The organism is Vibrio sp. Isolate25, assembly GCF_022398025.1.
GTDB classification, from domain to species: domain Bacteria; phylum Pseudomonadota; class Gammaproteobacteria; order Enterobacterales; family Vibrionaceae; genus Vibrio; species Vibrio coralliilyticus_A.
Map to the genome: position 1 here is coordinate 1312703 of NZ_JAKEUT010000001.1, position 16346 is coordinate 1329048.

The 16346-nt window shown below is 44.6% G+C and carries 11 protein-coding genes; 5 read left to right on the top strand and 6 right to left on the bottom strand.

The annotated features are described in order from the left end of the window. Positions 1-7: 7 nt before the first annotated feature. The 4 genes from L1D15_RS05730 to L1D15_RS05745 are packed head-to-tail and all read right to left on the bottom strand — an operon-like array spanning position 8 to position 7420. Positions 8-1417, bottom strand: a complete 1410-nt coding sequence (locus L1D15_RS05730) for a type II and III secretion system protein family protein (RefSeq protein ID WP_239874962.1) — start codon at positions 1415-1417, stop codon at positions 8-10. Between the two features lie 18 nt (positions 1418-1435). Further along, positions 1436-2275, bottom strand: a complete 840-nt coding sequence (gene cpaB, locus L1D15_RS05735; protein ID WP_239863594.1) for a Flp pilus assembly protein CpaB — start codon at positions 2273-2275, stop codon at positions 1436-1438. A gap of 24 nt (positions 2276-2299) precedes the next feature. After that, entirely contained in the window at positions 2300-2482 is a 183-nt protein-coding gene (locus tag L1D15_RS05740) for a Flp family type IVb pilin (protein ID WP_006961609.1), read from the bottom strand. Between the two features lie 57 nt (positions 2483-2539). Beyond that, the gene (locus L1D15_RS05745) at positions 2540-7420 is read right to left on the bottom strand and encodes a DUF1566 domain-containing protein (RefSeq protein WP_239875128.1); all 4881 of its coding nucleotides are present in this window, start codon (positions 7418-7420) and stop codon (positions 2540-2542) included. 171 nt (positions 7421-7591) lie between these two features. Between L1D15_RS05745 and L1D15_RS05750 the strand changes: the two genes are divergently transcribed. After that, positions 7592-9655, top strand: coding sequence for a hypothetical protein (locus L1D15_RS05750; protein WP_239874963.1), 2064 nt, complete (start codon positions 7592-7594; stop codon positions 9653-9655). A gap of 40 nt (positions 9656-9695) precedes the next feature. Here the strand turns inward: L1D15_RS05750 and L1D15_RS05755 are convergent, their stop codons facing one another. Beyond that, entirely contained in the window at positions 9696-10589 is an 894-nt protein-coding gene (locus L1D15_RS05755) for a LysR family transcriptional regulator (protein WP_239874964.1), read from the bottom strand. Between the two features lie 115 nt (positions 10590-10704). Here L1D15_RS05755 and L1D15_RS05760 point away from each other — a divergent pair, with 115 nt between their 5' ends. Beyond that, positions 10705-11226, top strand: coding sequence for an NAD(P)H-dependent oxidoreductase (locus tag L1D15_RS05760; protein ID WP_239874965.1), 522 nt, complete (start codon positions 10705-10707; stop codon positions 11224-11226). Positions 11227-11406: 180 nt separating this feature from the next. Here the strand turns inward: L1D15_RS05760 and L1D15_RS05765 are convergent, their stop codons facing one another. After that, entirely contained in the window at positions 11407-12048 is a 642-nt protein-coding gene (locus L1D15_RS05765) for a MarC family protein (protein WP_239835905.1), read from the bottom strand. Positions 12049-12205: 157 nt separating this feature from the next. Between L1D15_RS05765 and nfsA the strand changes: the two genes are divergently transcribed. The 3 genes from nfsA to L1D15_RS05780 all read left to right on the top strand — a co-directional run bounded on the left by nfsA (position 12206) and on the right by L1D15_RS05780 (position 16299). Further along, positions 12206-12928, top strand: a complete 723-nt coding sequence (gene nfsA, locus L1D15_RS05770; protein WP_239863587.1) for an oxygen-insensitive NADPH nitroreductase — start codon at positions 12206-12208, stop codon at positions 12926-12928. Positions 12929-13355: 427 nt separating this feature from the next. Further along, on the top strand, positions 13356-15137 hold the full coding sequence (locus L1D15_RS05775; RefSeq protein ID WP_239874966.1) for an SgrR family transcriptional regulator: 1782 nt from the start codon (positions 13356-13358) through the stop codon (positions 15135-15137). A 163-nt stretch (positions 15138-15300) separates the two neighbouring features. Beyond that, positions 15301-16299 (top strand): ABC transporter substrate-binding protein, encoded by a 999-nt coding sequence (locus L1D15_RS05780; RefSeq protein ID WP_239835902.1) that lies wholly within the window; start codon positions 15301-15303, stop codon positions 16297-16299. Positions 16300-16346 lie beyond the last annotated feature (47 nt).

The window sequence follows — 16346 nt, forward strand, 5'->3', positions numbered from 1 at the left end:
GCGCACCTCAGTAGTAAAATCCGTTGTCGCCCAGTAAACGAGGCTTGCGGTTGTCGGTGTAAGTTGCTTTGCCACTGGTTCCGACGAAATCCTCGTCAGGCAGCGCCAGTAGTCTCTCCAGATCGCTTTGTGGAATCAGAGCATCGGTAGGAATCGGCAAGTTATCGCTTCGTGTTGGCTCGACAAGGTAAGCGGTCGCGATAATGATTAGTTCTGTTTCACGGCGTTGATACTCGTTAGAACGGAAAAGGCCACCTAGAATTGGGATATCTCCCATACCCGGCAGTTTTTGCAGCTGCTCAATTTCACTACTTTGCAGTAAACCGCCAAGTGCAAAGCTCTGTCCGCTAGCCAATTCAATCGTTGTTGACGCTCTACGTGACGTAAAGGAAGGCAGCACATTGCCATTTAAAACCGCTTGATTATCAACAGAGACACTGCTGACCTCAGGCTCAACCTTTAAGCTGATTCTATCTGGGCCAAGCACCACAGGTTTGAAGTTCAGATTGACACCAAATGGTTTGTACTCAACCGTCGCAGTGTCTCCTTGAATCAGAGGAATTGGCACTTCGCCACCAACTAGGAAGTTGGCTTCTTCACCCGACATTGCGGTCAGGTTTGGCTCTGCCAGAATCGACATATCACCAGTAGATGCCAGCGCATCAACCAGCGCACTTAGGTTAGGTTTGCCCCAACTGCTTACATCCCAAGGTTTATTGTAAAGAAAGCTACCGACCGTATTCTCAACGGTGCTGCCATTGGTGACCAGAGAGCCCCACTTAATGCCGAGTTTATTCGATACATTGCGCGAGACTTCTGCAATTCGAATACGGATGTTGACTTGCGTTGGCATCGTCACCACCAACTGGTTAATCAGCTCGTCACCATTCGAGTTTTGCTGGTTTTCAGAGTTACTCTCCGATGAATTACTGCTTTTTGAAGAGTCATTGTTATTGCTCTCTTGCGGAGCGACGATCGGAGACAAATACCCTTTCGCCACATTAACGATACTGTGCGCCATTGCCGGAGTCGGTACAGACCCTTTAAGCCACAACTTGCCACCGAGTGACTCAGAATTCACAGAAGCATCAGGGAACTGAGCTTTGATTAGTTCATCCAGCTCTTGTGTATCGTGGACTACACGAATTTTGTTGCTGTAAATCACTCGTTCCTGCTCATTAAGAACAGTCATCGTGGCAGTGCCAGCCTGCATACCAAACACCATGATTTTGGTATTGGTCATAGGTTGGTAGTCCGCGATGTGTGTATTGGAAATAAAAATCGACTTTGCCTTTTCTGACAGGCGAATCATTTTTGCTTCATTTATGTTCACTTCGAGGGCATTTGCCCATGTTGGAAGCGCAAAAAGCCAACCGGGAAGCAGCAACAAGCTCCACCAGCGCAGTAATGTGTTCATTGTTTCGTCCTGAAGTTGTTAGTTTTTGTCGCTGTTTGGTCGTAACTGAATCAGGTCTACGTCCGGAGCAATCAATTTGCTTTCCGGATTCAGCTGAGTCGTTGTGATGGTATGGCTTTGCGGTAATGAAAAGTCTGTTTCACCCGAACCACGCAATGAAAGAGTCAAGCGGCCTAACTGGTTAGCAAGCACAATTTGTGTTGCCTGCTCTGGCGTCACTTCAAGTGATACAGAGCTGTTATCCGGTATTTTCGCCCCGTAGTCGTGACGCTTTTCCTGAAACCCTTCGGATGAAGAAAGATTATTGAAAGCAAGAATACGAACATTGGTTGCAATAGTGCTGACGTAAAGGCCTTCAACCACATTATCGTACTTCTTCAACTCGCTGACCTTAGAACCCAGCAGTAAAATATCGACCTTATCACCCGGTTGAACAAAGCCAGAATTGGCAGTTACCTGATCAACAGGCACCGATACCGCTCTATACCCAGCTCTGACTTTCAAGGCCAGTGAAGCCCCACCCTGTGGTGGTATCAAGTCAGCCGCAGCAATAACTTGCCCTTGTTTAATTGCAATATGTGCAATACCACTCGCTAGGTTAATGGAAGTGATCTCATCTTCCGTCACGTAGTCAACGTAATCAGAAAGCTGCTCCTCACTCAGAGATTGCCAACGAAACATATTGGGCGTGTAGACATCGCCGACACCGATATCCTGACCCGAAACCAGCACTCGCTGGAACACTTGTTCAGGTTGCTCTTTCGTCTGATGTTCTGAGTTATCTTGCCCAAGCAGCAACAATCCTATGCCTATGCTAGACAATAAGATAGACAACATCATCAATCGCTTAGCCGTCATGATTATTCCTTCAGCCTTGTCGGTTTAGTTACCAGAATCCTGAGTTTGCTCCAGTGATTCGATCACTGTCTCGTAGGCACCAACAATGGCTTTGGTCAACTTGCCATCACTGCCCCCAACAAATGAAAGAAGAACAACAGACATTGCCGCTGCCAAAATCGCGTATTCAATCGCAGCTGCGCCACGTTGCTTATTTTTATTTAACATGAATAGACTCCTGAAAAAGAGAAGGTTCAGCCCCAATAAAAGGGCTGAAAGTTATTATTATTTTGAGATAAATCGGTATAGGTAATGATGCCCACCCGAACCATATATCTGGGTATTGATAATTTTGCTTTGCAACAAATCTACAGATTCAAGAACGTTACCTTGCATGCCGTTAGTGACGTATTCTTCCTTTTTGTGGCCACTGGTATCATTAGGGAAAACGTTGGCAAACACAGTTTGGTCGATTGGATTCAAACTCAATAGCTCATACGCATTTGGTAGTCGCCAATTCGATTCTCCGCAAAAAGATTGGGAATTAAGTGTTCTTAGTTCTTCTTCAGCGGAAGCCAAGAGCTTATAGCGATTACTTACATCAGTATCTTGGAAAAGTTGCCAAACTTCGCCAGTTGCCACGTTTTTAGCACATCTCGCGTTATTTCTTTCAGAGATAGACAAACCTTCCGCAGATAAGAACTGCCATGAGACGGCGTTTTCACGAACTAACCGAACTAACGTTACGCTACGTTCACCGTTTTCAGCGTTTGCAGAGAGCATCTTGGATGTGGAACTATAGTGGTGATTAGAATATGAGAAACCGTACTGGTAAGCTGAGCTATATGCCCAATTTGTCCAATAAGAAAATTGGATACCACCGTAATAATTGGTGCGGTCATATTCCGGTAGCATAGCCTTGTGATTAGGGAACACTTCGGTGTTAATTGTATATCCATCACCTTTTATTCCATCGCGCTTGTGCGTAGCTAAGCTCTTCAATTGAGTAATGTGAGGCACAGACCAATCACTATGACCACAAACGTTTTCGCTATTGGCTCTCGCTAACGTCCCATTAACTCCCATCACGCTAGCAACACCAGTACCATCAGGAAAATAATAGGTGTCATCAGATCCATTAGGTAAACCATCAGTCAGAAGCATCCAAACCCTTTTTTTATGTCCAGAAGACACATCTTCAACACACCTCCAAACTTTTAGTGAGTTTACTTCTGCAGGTAAATAACGGCCTAAGATATCAATCTTTGCAAAGCGTCCATCAATCATTGCATCAGCCACATTCACTCGGTAGCCAGAATCATGAGCACGGTTAAGACCACCCTTAGCATCTTGATACAGCGAATCAACATCATGTTTAGATTCAATGGAACTAATCTCAGCTTTAAGTGCACTCAGAATCCTATTTACTGAGTCATACTCACCGGTTAGGCCTAAAACACTTTGCTCTAGTACAATAAGGGCTGAATTATTCGCTTGAATTGCGACTTCAAAAGCAGAGAGCTTTTCATAGAAATCTAATGTTGCTTGATGAATCTCACTACCTAGGGTAACCGAATCCAGATTATCCTTACTCGTTGTCAGCAAAGAAGAATTGGCCTTTAATGTATTTAAACTGACAGCACTTTTTGCAATGTTAATTGTGGCAAGTAACACCTTATTGTTCGCTGATAACACTTTGTGCTTCGTGTGGTAATCTGCGAACCTTTCAACAACCTTGCGGTTTGTTGAATCCGCTTTGTAGTTCGAAAAGTAAACATGTTGAGTTAGTAGCGCTAAGCTCTCTGCGATCTTAGCCTGTTCAGCTTGATAAACTGACAACACATTTGTCAGTCGCACCTGCTCAGCTAAAGCTTCATCACCAAGTACCGCATGACTTTTTATCTCTTGTTCACTACTTTTTAGCCAATCAATGAAAAACAAATTCGTTTTGTTAATCTCATCCACTTGGTTACTAATAAGGCCTTCTATCACCGTAACTTCAGCCTCAATTGTCGCTAGTAATTGATCGTTTGGTTTTGGCTCCCACTTAGAAATTGCGTATCTCCAAAATGCCGAGGCATCAACTTCAATTCCGTTGGAAACGGTAACAGCTGAACCTTGCTTATTCGCCCAAATATTTTCATACCTATCTGATATCAAATTATTTCTAGCATACTCTGGGAGAGTATCTTCACTTCTAGATGACAGGGTAAGCGCTTCCCCTAAATCGGGAAGCTTCCACGCTACAATTTCACAATCATTTTGTTCTTTGACCTTCGGTAAAACGTCGACTGCATTTGATACATCGAACTTGGGCGCCCAAAATATCGGAGAACCTTTCCCTTCAGTATCATACTCAGCGATACAACTCTTATGGGATGTATTCCAACCGCTATTTGAAGCAAAACTCGTTGCTTGCGAATAGTTGATCATTGGTACAAATTGAAGCGCTGCAAAATCCCCTGACATCTCTGTGGACCATAAAATTTCACTTGCAACGGTATTTAACCCAGATATCGCGTTGGGCTTTAGCCGCAACCCTACGTTTTCTTTGACGTACGCTTGAGGCCCTACAAACTGAGGCTTGCTTGTCACGGTCTGCCAAATTAAGCCCTGATCGGTAGTAAACTCATAGTATTCTGGCTTATCAAAATCCACTTTGTTTCCACCCACAGACGTCGAAATATACGCCCAATCAATTGAGTTGGAGTGTTGCCCTTTATACTCCAAAACAACCCCATTTGTAGGCGCTGGTAATTTTGGCAGCTCTGTGAATACAGTATCATTACTGGCTCGTGCGCCCGCTGGCATGCCGTTTTCACCATTAGCACGAACGCGTACTTGAACCTGACCGATACTTTTGGCGACATCTCCCACTGCTACAGGTTTTTCTAGCACTGGAGCCCAATCAGTTCCCTGATTCATTGACCACTCATAGTCGGACAATGAGGTAAAGCCAGTGACAAAGGTCCAGTCCAAGGTATCAGCGGCGTCATCCACTACCACACCTGTTGGCGCTGCTGGCGCATCCGGTTGCTTTGTCAGAGCCTTGGTGTTTGACAAAACAGGACTAGCAAGGCGCCCTGTGACGGGATCATACTTAACACGGACCTCTAAACTACCAACGGCATAAACTTTGTCTGCAAGTTGAAGAGGTTTGCTCTGAACGGTTGCCCAAGCTGCACCGTCGACGCGATACTCATAATCACTATCCGAGTTAAAACCATCGACCCAATCCCAAGTAAACGTATTTAACGCATCATTAACCAGCCCATTCGTCGGCGCACTTGGCGTACTTGGAGTGACAGTGAATACCTTGTCTGAACACAAGTTTTCACCGACAGCATCATCGTCTGATGCTTTGATACGAACACAGACCTGTCCCACTTTGAATGCTTCATCAGGAATAGCCTGAGGTTTTGATGTTACAGGGCGATAGCTGATTCCACTATCAAGTGAGTATTCGTATTGCTCCGCGTTCGGGTAACCGTCAACGTTCGTCCAGTTCAGAAGGTTGTCAGCATCGTTGATGACTGGAAGCGTCGGTGCAACAGGCTTGTTCAACACTTTGTTAAACGCGCTGCTCACCACCAGACTTTTACCAGCCGGGCGGCCATCAATCGGGTTCGCTTTCACTCTCAGTTGAATGGTGTTGGCTGGAATGTTTACATTGCCAATTTGGTAAGGGTTCGCTGACGCATCTTGCCATCCGCTGCCGAGATTGATTTCATAATCAGCGGCGTTACCGAAACCAGACACGTTTTCCCAAGCCAGGATATCTGAGTCATCATTCGCAGAGATTAAAACCGGAGCAACGGGCGCATAAGGAGTGACCGTCATCGCGGTCTCTGATTTCACCACCAGCCCAGCAGGACGACCTGAACTTTGGTCAGCTTTAACTCTGAGCTTTAAGTCTCCGACTGGAATCGCAATATCAGCGATGTTTTGTGGTTTGCTCACTACATCGTGCCAATTTTTACCACCATCCAGTGTGTACTCATAGTGAGCGACGAGCCGAAAATCTGCCGAATGTTGCCAGTCAAAGTTATTATCAGCGTCATTGAGTGTCAAAGATGTCGGAGCGGCAGGTACAAGCGTCGCCGTGAACGCTTTAGTCGATAGAAGTGCCATGCCTGATGCCAAAGATCTCGCTGGCTTTGCCATGATACGTACCTGAACATCACCAACACTTCTTGCCGCAGCACCAACATTAATGGGCTTTGACGTTGCTGGTTGCCAGCTTTGGCCTCTATCTAACGAGAATTCGTAAGCGTTAACCTCTGTGAAACCCGGAACAAATTGCCAATCAAATGTGTCAGCAGCGTCATTGACGACCCCGCCGCGTGGTGCTCTCGGTCTGGTTAGAATTTTGTCGCCATCTAAGTCTTCTGGCTTAATTTTAAGATGCTCATAGTAATCAGAACCGATCTGAGCTAACGCTTCTTCCGTATTGCTCGCGCCATGAGATAACTGATCGGTACGAAGCTTTAGTTGCGCGGCGTCTAAATTCGCCAATCTTTGAATCGATCCTTTTCTTGCCGCTTCCTGACTCACACCATCATTGATAGAGCTTTCCTGTGCGGACTGAAGCACACGAGTAATCCCGCGCGCCAGCATGTGTATATCTCGGCTTGCCTGAGAGTCGCCTGCGATATAATCAGACTTAAGCACATCGGCAGAAACACTTAGATCGCTAGCAAGGCTTTCAGCAGACTCATCAAATGCCACTCCAGAACTGGAGGATAAGCTAGCAATCATTGATGTCATCGGGCTAATAATATGAGGTTGTGATGACAGCGTTTCCAGAGTGAAACCTTTAGCGACAGCTTGATTGGGGTTATCCATGTCAACCGTCACATTGGCAATGGCTTCTACCAGCAACTTGTAATTTTCGACGTTGCCTTCAAAAGGCAATGTGTACTGACCCGACTTGTCCGTCTGAACCGTTGTACCATCTCCACTATCACAGACCGCATTGTTGTTTTTATCCAGACAAACATTCGCTTTGTAAAGATAACCATCGAGTACCACACCAGATAATACTGAGCCAGAGTTGCCTGTTGCAGGCGTCTCATTTGAAGTCAGTTTTGGGTCAGATTCATTTCCTCCGCCACAACCGAAAAGTGCAACGGAAATAGCCCCGACACTGAGCTTTTTGGTCAGCATTTTCACCGCTGGATACTCCTTAAATTTGTAGGTCTAATCAAAATTCCGGCGGCGATATTAATTTAAATGATATTTATTATCAATATCATTTGATCTTTTATTTCACATGATGATTAAATAATAGAGATAAATGCTAGGTCTTATATTAATTAACAAAACTATTGGTCAAACATGCTTAAAAATACAACAATATGCAGCGTAGCCCTTGCTGTATCTAGTGCTATAGCTCTAACCGCATGCGGTGGTGGCGGAGAGTCAGGTAGTTCATCATCCACTGCTATTGCCAGCACTTACAGCTATCAAAATATCGCCTCATGTGCAGATACCGACCTAGATGGCAGTTGTAGTGACTATGAAAAACATGTCGCGCTGACAAGCGGTTATTCAAGAATGCTCAATGCCAATGGCGCCATACTAACCTCTCCAGCAGAATTGAGTATCATTTCTCCGTTCACAACCTTGCTCCACAGTGAGATGCTATACAATCCAGTGACCGGTGGTAATATTGAAAAATCAAAAGCTTACTTACAAACCGTACTGGGCCAATACGTCGATGTCGACTTCACATCGGTGGACGTCAGTCATGGTCCTCAACAAGCCACAAACCTCTTGATGGCATCACTTAAACAGGCTCAGATTCAGGGTTCAAGCAGTTCGCCAATGGTGAATATTGCCCAAGCTCTTGATGCAATGATTGAACACAAGACGCTTGATCTTTCCTCAATAAATCTGGCAACTCAAACATCACGTCACGTCAGTTTTGATGGTTCACTGTTAATTCATGGATCACAAAGCGATGCTGGCTTGGCCGCTATGAAATCGATCGCCCTTAACCCTGCCAATAGCAGAATAATCTACGTTGATGCACGCGATAATGTCCGAGAGCTGGATACGGCCACAAAACAATCGGTTGCTATCGGCGCATCAAGTGCCTTTCGTTCTCACAGCATTACTGCTTATGACGATCATGATCACGACCATGACCATGACCATGACCATGACCATGACCATGACCATGACCATTATGGCGGCAATGCCAACAGACTTCCTGGATATCAGCAAGACACCTCCAACACATTGAAAGAAGTGATTCCAGCCCTTAACAGTGTTCAATCCTATAAATTGTACGAGCCCAATGGAATTCGGAACCAAAGTTTTGTCTGCAACACCACTGGTGGTAACGGTATTTTCCTAACTAGCCTTCAGGATAAGACCGGCAACCCTAATACCAACGTCGCTAGCAAAACTGCATCAAGAAAATTGAAAATTGATGCTTATGGAGGCGCTTCTGGTAGCGATCTTCCCGTGACTCTACCAAGTACACCTCCCACCATTCCACTGTCCGCTTCTTCTTGCTACAACGACAACTTTGAATGGATGCATGCTCTTTATCAGCAGGGAATTATCATAGCGAAACTAGACGATGGCCTGAATGCAGATGGAGACCAGTTGCGCCGCTTAGACGCTACTACACTCAATATGGAGCCCATCACCTACACATTACGCTCTGACGAAAAAACCATTATCTTCTCTAAAGATGATAATGAAATTCTGATTATTTCTGATAACCGCCAGTCTCCCCCTAAACTTGTTGACACTAAGACTCTCACGGAAAGGCTAGCGCTGAATGTTACCGATGTTTTAAATGCTAGCTTCGCTGCAGGCGGACAAATAGTGATGGCGCTAGCCTCAGAGAACAAAGTTATTTGGACAGATAAAAGCCCAAATACTCAGCAACTCGACTCAATAAACCTTGATGGCCAAGCCAAGCTGATGGACTCGTCTCCCAACGGTAAATTCACTGTAGTCATTACTGCCACCAGCGTCTACCTGCTAGACAATATTAAGCGAGAAGTGACCAAACAAATCAGTTTCGATGCGAGTCAGACAACCAATCTGTTTGTCCAAAATGACAAAGCCATCACTGTTAATCGGAGTGGGGTAGATTACTTCCAATTCGCCAATATCTCAGGCCCGAAGTTAAAGGTTGCTTCGCAGTTGGTGACCAAAGAGCTGCTTGAGGAATGGGAAAAAACGTCCACCTCTCACTGGAACTCAACCAGCTTAGGATATGTGCTCACTCAAACTGGAACACCAGCCAGTGCTGCTCAGGCATTTCATGGTGTTACGCTGGACTGGAGCCCTTCAACGGCCACACAAGCCAGCCAGATCACCGGAGTCTATATAAGCGGAACTAACCGCGGCGACAGAGTTCAACTTTACAAAGCTCTATGACCAAGGGAGGCTTGGCCTCCCTACATTCATTTGTCTAGATTTAAGTGAAATGCTCTGCCATAAAATCAATAAAGGTCCTAACCTTCGCCGACATATGCTTACGGCTCGGATAGACAAGGCAAAGGTCGATTTTATTTTTGGGAAGATCGCTGAACAGCTCAACCAATCGGCCTGTCGCAACTGCATCCCGAGCATGTTCTTCTGGTAAGCGAGTGATACCAACACCTTCGAGGCACATGCTCATTTCCATATCAGGGCTATTTGCAGAAAAAACGCTATTGACTTCGACTTTGATGGCTTCTCCATCAGCGTCAATGTACTCCCATAAATTAGGATTCTTTTGGTAGCTATAAGTAATAGCTTTGTGTTGGGACAACTCTATAGGAGACTTTGGTGTTCCATGGGCTCGAAGGTAACTTGGCGCTGCTACCGTCACAGAACCTGTGGTTTTTATCCGTCGACTGATTAAACTTGAATCCTCGGCTCTGTGTACGGCACGCACCGCAACATCAATCCCTTCAGCGACAAGATCAACTCTGCGATCGCTTAAGTTTACTTCAAAAGTCACTTTCGGGTATTGAGCCATAAATTTGGCTAACATCGGGCTCAATTCCACCACCCCCAAACTAACTGGGCAACTGATTCTTAAATGCCCTTGGGGCTCACTTTGTTTGCCACCTAATGCGTTTTCTATATCTTCTGCGCTTTCGACTAACTGCTTACAGTTTTCATAATACAGCTCGCCTTCAGGAGTCAGACTCAGGGTACGGGTGGTACGATGCATCAACCTAACCCCAAGACGCTCTTCTAACTTAGAGATTTCTTTACTGATGTAAGAAGTCGAATGGCCAGTGTTCTGAGCAGCCTGAGTGAAACTTCCTGTGTCCACAACGTAAACAAAGATCACCATTCCATCCAGCAGATTCGTTTTCATTTTACACCTTAATTACAAGTCATATGGAAATAATAATTACACATTTACCTTATTAATCAATTAAAGGAATCAAACTATAGTTAACTCAACACCAAGAGTAAGTGAGGACATGAAGATGAAAGTATTAGCCTTTGGCGCAAGCAGCAGCAAACATTCAATTAACCAAAAATTGGCATTCTACGCGGCGAAACAGATAGAAGGCGCAGACATTTCACTTATAGACATCAACGACTATGAAATGCCTATTTTTAGTGAGGACAGAGAAAAAGAACTCGGCTCCCCACAACAGGCACAACAATTTTTTAAAGCCATTGGAGAGGCAGATATCGTGGTTATTTCCTTTGCTGAGCACAACGGGTCTTACACCGCAGCGTATAAAAACCTGTTTGATTGGACTTCACGTATCAATATGAAAGTATTCCAAAATAAGCCTGTCGTTCTCTTAGCAACCTCTCCAGGTGTTGGCGGTGCAAGCAGTGTACTGAACACAGCTCAAGGTTCGGCTCCCTACTTCGCTGCTGATGTAAAAGGTGCCCTGTCACTACCAAACTTTTACGACAATTTCGACATTGAGGAAGGCGTAGTAACTAACCAAGCGTTCAACCAACAGTTATTAGCTATCGTTCAAGCCTTATAATGATTCAGCTGCAGCAAGGCTCAGCTTATCATGCAGCCAACCTACCAAACATAAAAGAGTTATATCCCGATGGCTGCTGCGTTAACTCTTAAATGGGAATATAGTAAGAGCTCAATGAAAAAGAGCTTAATGAAAGAAGCCACCCTTACTGGGTGGCCTTAGTTTTATAACTCAAACAACTTAAGCCAAAACGGTTTTGTAGGCTTCGACTAGACCTTCTATTAACGTTTGAGTACCAATCACTGCCAAGATCAAACCCATCATTTTGGTGACTACATTCAATGCACTCGGACCCACCGCTTTTACCAGTTTATTACCAAACAAGAACAACACATAAGTAATGGCACACAATACACCAAAGGCTACAATGGTAATAATGGTCTGATCAAAGCCTCCAGCTGTTGCGAAGTTCATCGCCGTAGCAATCGTTCCTGGCCCAGCCAGTATCGGGGTCGCTAAAGGAGACACAGCCACACTCAAAGCCGCTTGCTGCTGCTCTGGCGAATAGGCTTTTTCCTTCGTTTTGTAATGAGTTGAGTTTCCTTGCAGCATATTGAAACCAATAAGGAAAACCAAGATACCACCAGTGATACGCAATGCGTACAAGGTAATACCAAACAAATCGAAAATTAACTTTCCGGAGATCACAAAGACAAAAACTATCCCGAAAGCGATTAAGACTGAGCGTAAGGCTATCGACTTTACCGTCTGGCGATCCTCATCACTGGTCAGCCCAAGGAAAATTGGAATATTAGCAATCGGGTTCATGATAGCGAAAAAACCCATAAATACAGTCACTGTATGTAGCACTAACTCTTTCATAACCCCTTCTTATTTCTATTCATTTTCAAAACTTCATCCAGATGTGAACAATAGCTGTGAAACAGAAAAGTAACAACTACATGATCTCTACTCGACTTTCAATAAGATACTAGATATGTTGCACATGCAACTTATATAAAGAACAAAGGACTCAGCCATGACACCAACGATAGACACCATTTTGTCTCACCGTTCTATCCGTAAATTTACCGATCAGGCCATTGACTCATCTCAGCTCAATATCATTATTCAATCTGGCCTTGCTGCTTCGTCTTCCAGCATGTTGCAAGTCGTGTCTATTATCCGTGTGACGGATAACGAAAAGCGTCAAGCTTTAGCGCATTTAGCAGGAGATCAACCATACGTAGCAAGCGCTGCTGAGTTCCTTGTATTCTGTATTGACTATCAAAGGCACTTTGAGATAAACCCGAAGGTAAAGCCTGAATTTACTGAACTCACACTGATTGGTGCAGTAGATTGCGGCATTATGGCTCAAAATTGCTTGCTTGCTGCAGAATCTCTGGGCTTAGGGGGTGTTTACATCGGTGGACTAAGAAGCTGCGCTCAAGAAGTGGATGACGTACTTAACTTGCCGGCCAATAGCGCTGTTTTATTTGGATTATGCTTAGGTCATCCCGATCAGGATCCTGAAATCAAACCCCGCCTACCTGCGCACGTAATCGTACATGAGAATGAATACCAGCCTCTCAACCTGCAAGATATTGAAGACTACGATACGACGATGCAAACTTACTATGCCGCTCGAAGCAGCAACCAGAAACAGAGCACATGGTCTGAACAAGTGACGGGGAAACTGGCCGGAGAATGCCGTCCACACATCAAGCCTTACCTCAATGGTAAGGGGTTAGCGATAAAGTAAATATATCCATCACAAGAGGTAATCGCTTACGTAAGGTATAAAAAGAGCAGCACGGCCAATCATGTTCGTGGGGGTTTTTGGAGCATGTTGCTTGGCTGTGCTGCTGTCTTTAGCCACTTACCAATGGCAAAGATGTATTAAAGCCAAAATAGCGGAACGTTCCAGCCAAGAGTCCGCTTTTTCCAATCTCTCATAGTAATAACAGACTAGTGGCTTCTGTTTGCTGTAATTCATCTTTTCTCTCTTAATCCTGTGTTGACCTGCTTATTATTTCTCTATAATAGGAACAGAAAAACCGAGAACTTTTATTTAATCACTTCCCTATAAAGTCATTCACAGCCTTAAATGAAACGAAAATTCACTTTTATTATTAAAATAGGGAAATGATTATTTTGTATTGTGCTTATTTTTACTATCTGGAGCCCTTGTGTCAGATTTAACCTTGTTGCGCTACTACTCCCGACTCGAGCCATTAGGAGTGGGTGAAGAAATCAAAATAGCCCTACCTCAAGTGGCTGAACTCCTGTTCACTAGCCCTCGTCATGCAAGAAATTTAATCAACCAGATGCAACAGCTTGAGTGGTTGGAGTGGGCTCCAAAGGTGGGCCGAAACCAACGCTCCAGTTTATTACTCAATCATCCACTGAATGAGCTGAAATCACAGCTGGCGGCGAAGCGCATATTGGAAGGAAAGTATGAAAAGGCCTTGGGTATTCTCGATAACGATGAAACTGCATTTGGGCGTCTGTTACAGAGCACATCAGGGGCCTCACTTAGAGAAGGCCTGCTCCATATCCAATTAACCTACAAACGCTCTTTTGAACGACTCGTTCCCCATCAACTACAGCGTTCCAGCGAGCGATACTTATTACGCCAAATCTACTGTTGCTTGGTCAGCAGTGATGCCGAAGGTAACCTTGAACCTCAGCTTGCTCATCATTGGCACTATGATGAAACACATTACCAATGGACGTTTTATCTTCGACCTTCACTCACTTTCCATAACGGGGCAGCCATAGATGCAGACAGTATTGTTAGCCTGTTTGCTAAACTTTCAACACTGGCCAATTATCAAAGTGAACTAGCCCATTTAGTCAGCGTGACGTCTCCAATGGCGAACAAGGTGATCTTCCAGCTTTCACAGCCCGATCAAGGGTTTGGTGGCCTGATCTCAGGTGTCAAATATTCGATTCAACCCACCAGCCAAGTCAATAATGCCCACAGCTATGCTGTGATTGGTTCCGGGCCTTTTCGAGTAAGTGAACATTCACAGACCCGCCTTTGTTTGGAAGCATTCGAGCGATTTTACGGGTGTCGAGCACTCACGGATCAAGTGACTATCTGGAAGCTAGATGAAAGTGAATTAACGAACAAACAGATTCAGACTAATCAGCCAGGTGCACAGGAAAGCCGTGAGTGTCATTATTACCTTTCTCATGCTGTCGACATTAAGGTCCGCAATGATACTCAGCAGTCACGTATCGAAGACGGCTGTATGTTCATACTGTTCAATCAAATAGCCTCCACCACACTGAATGATGCTCAGCGGCGCTATCTATCTTCACACTTGAGTTCTGTGCGTGTGTTTGAACAGCTCAAATCAAATCAGACATTATTTGGCTGTGAAATAGCACACAATATGTTACCGATGTGGCATCCAGTTATTCGACCCGAGGCACCCAGTGTTGAATTGCCAAAACAACTCGACATCGCTGTTTACGACTATACAGTGCTAAGAAACTGTGCTTTTGCCGTCAAAGCGATTCTCGCTGAACTAGGAGTCGATGTTCAAGTTCAAACCTACTCCTACCGACAGCTCAATGAACTGGCTCAAAATCAACAACTCAACCAGTCCATGATCATTACGAATATCAATTTAGATGACAATCGACACGCTTCCGCTTTTAGCAGCCTGTACCATAATCCGGTTCTACAAAGCTGTATTGGCCAAGACTCAAAACAATGGCTCACTCAATCGCTCAATACACTTCGTTCAAAAACGCCTCTAAATCAATATCTTGATGCTTTGGAGCCCATAGCTTCCGCATTGATCAATCAATACTGGTTAACACCACTTTTCCATCACCGCCAAACCTTGCGCTTTCATGGTGTTCTTAAGGATGTCGAGCTCACCAATTGGGGCTGGCCGGATATCCGTAATGTATGGTCAACGGATGATTCAGTAAGTGATTCGCACCCTTATATTTAGTGCTCTAATAGAGGGTTTTATTTAAAACCCTCATTTTATCTACAAAACATGAAAATTAGCCATTAAACCAACATCTCACTTCTTGATATTCATAAATTAATCATTTGAACACTAATTAATTTTTTACTACTCTGTGCTTGTATACTTCAGAAAGGAATTTGAAATGAAATACGCAACTGCAGTGTTAGCCCTCATTGCCACCAACGCCGCTTTTATCTCTCATGCTTCTGCCAATGAATGTGGCAAGGTCACCATCGCTGATATGAACTGGAACTCTGCCAGCCTAATTGCCAACATTGACCGCTTCATTCTTGAACACGGTTACGATTGTGAAGCCGAGCTTATTCCAGGCGATACGATGCCAACGGGCACATCTATGATCGAAAAAGGTCAACCAGATGTCGCACCTGAGCTATGGAGTAACAGCCTTAAAGATGCTCTAGATAAAGGTGTTGAAGAGAAGCGGCTGCGCTATGCAGGGCGCTCACTGGTTGATGGCGGTGAAGAAGGGTTTTGGATTCCGTCTTATTTGGTGAAACAGTACCCTGAAATGAAAACCATTGAAGGTGTTAAAAAGCACGCGAACTTATTTGAGCATCCTGAAGATCCTGATAAGTCAGCATTCTATAGCTGTCCTGCCGGTTGGAACTGTCAAATTAGCGCTGGCAACCTATTTAAAGCACTGAAGCTCGATAACTCTGGCTTCGTCATTGTTGACCCCGGTTCAAGTGCGGGCCTATCGGGCGCCATAGCAAAAGCTTATGAGCGAAAAGAACCATGGTTTGGTTACTACTGGGCACCAACAGCTGTTCTTGGTAAATATGACATGGTTAAAGTTGATTTTGGTAGTGGTGTCGATGAAAAAGAGTTTATCTCTTGTACCACCAACGCCGACTGCGATGCACCTAAAGCCACAATGTACCCACCATCACCAGTACACACGATTACAACCGAAGCCTTCGCTAATCGTGCACCAGACGCTTATCAATACTTTACCAAACGTGGCTTCACCAATGCTGATATGAACCAGTTACTAGCGTGGATGGAAGACAACCAAGCGGATGGTGAAGAAACCATGTATTACTTCTTGGAAGATTACCCGCAAATCTGGACTAAATGGGTTTCTCAAGACGTCGCTAACAAAGTAAAAAGTGCGCTTTAACAAGACGTTATCACTGATATGAAGTACTCCAAAGCCAGCCTTGTCTG

Excerpts from the sequence above, each read along its gene's own strand:
- nfsA (WP_239863587.1), top strand. The coding sequence starts at position 12,206 with ATGACACCAACGATAGACACCATTTTGTCTCACCGTTCTATCCGTAAA.
- L1D15_RS05740 (WP_006961609.1), bottom strand. The coding sequence starts at position 2,482 with ATGTTAAATAAAAATAAGCAACGTGGCGCAGCTGCGATTGAATACGCG.
- L1D15_RS05760 (WP_239874965.1), top strand. The coding sequence starts at position 10,705 with ATGAAAGTATTAGCCTTTGGCGCAAGCAGCAGCAAACATTCAATTAAC.
- L1D15_RS05745 (WP_239875128.1), bottom strand. The coding sequence starts at position 7,420 with ATGCTGACCAAAAAGCTCAGTGTCGGGGCTATTTCCGTTGCACTTTTC.
- L1D15_RS05780 (WP_239835902.1), top strand. The coding sequence starts at position 15,301 with ATGAAATACGCAACTGCAGTGTTAGCCCTCATTGCCACCAACGCCGCT.
- L1D15_RS05765 (WP_239835905.1), bottom strand. The coding sequence starts at position 12,048 with ATGAAAGAGTTAGTGCTACATACAGTGACTGTATTTATGGGTTTTTTC.
- L1D15_RS05750 (WP_239874963.1), top strand. The coding sequence starts at position 7,592 with ATGCTTAAAAATACAACAATATGCAGCGTAGCCCTTGCTGTATCTAGT.
- cpaB (WP_239863594.1), bottom strand. The coding sequence starts at position 2,275 with ATGACGGCTAAGCGATTGATGATGTTGTCTATCTTATTGTCTAGCATA.
- L1D15_RS05755 (WP_239874964.1), bottom strand. The coding sequence starts at position 10,589 with ATGAAAACGAATCTGCTGGATGGAATGGTGATCTTTGTTTACGTTGTG.
- L1D15_RS05730 (WP_239874962.1), bottom strand. The coding sequence starts at position 1,417 with ATGAACACATTACTGCGCTGGTGGAGCTTGTTGCTGCTTCCCGGTTGG.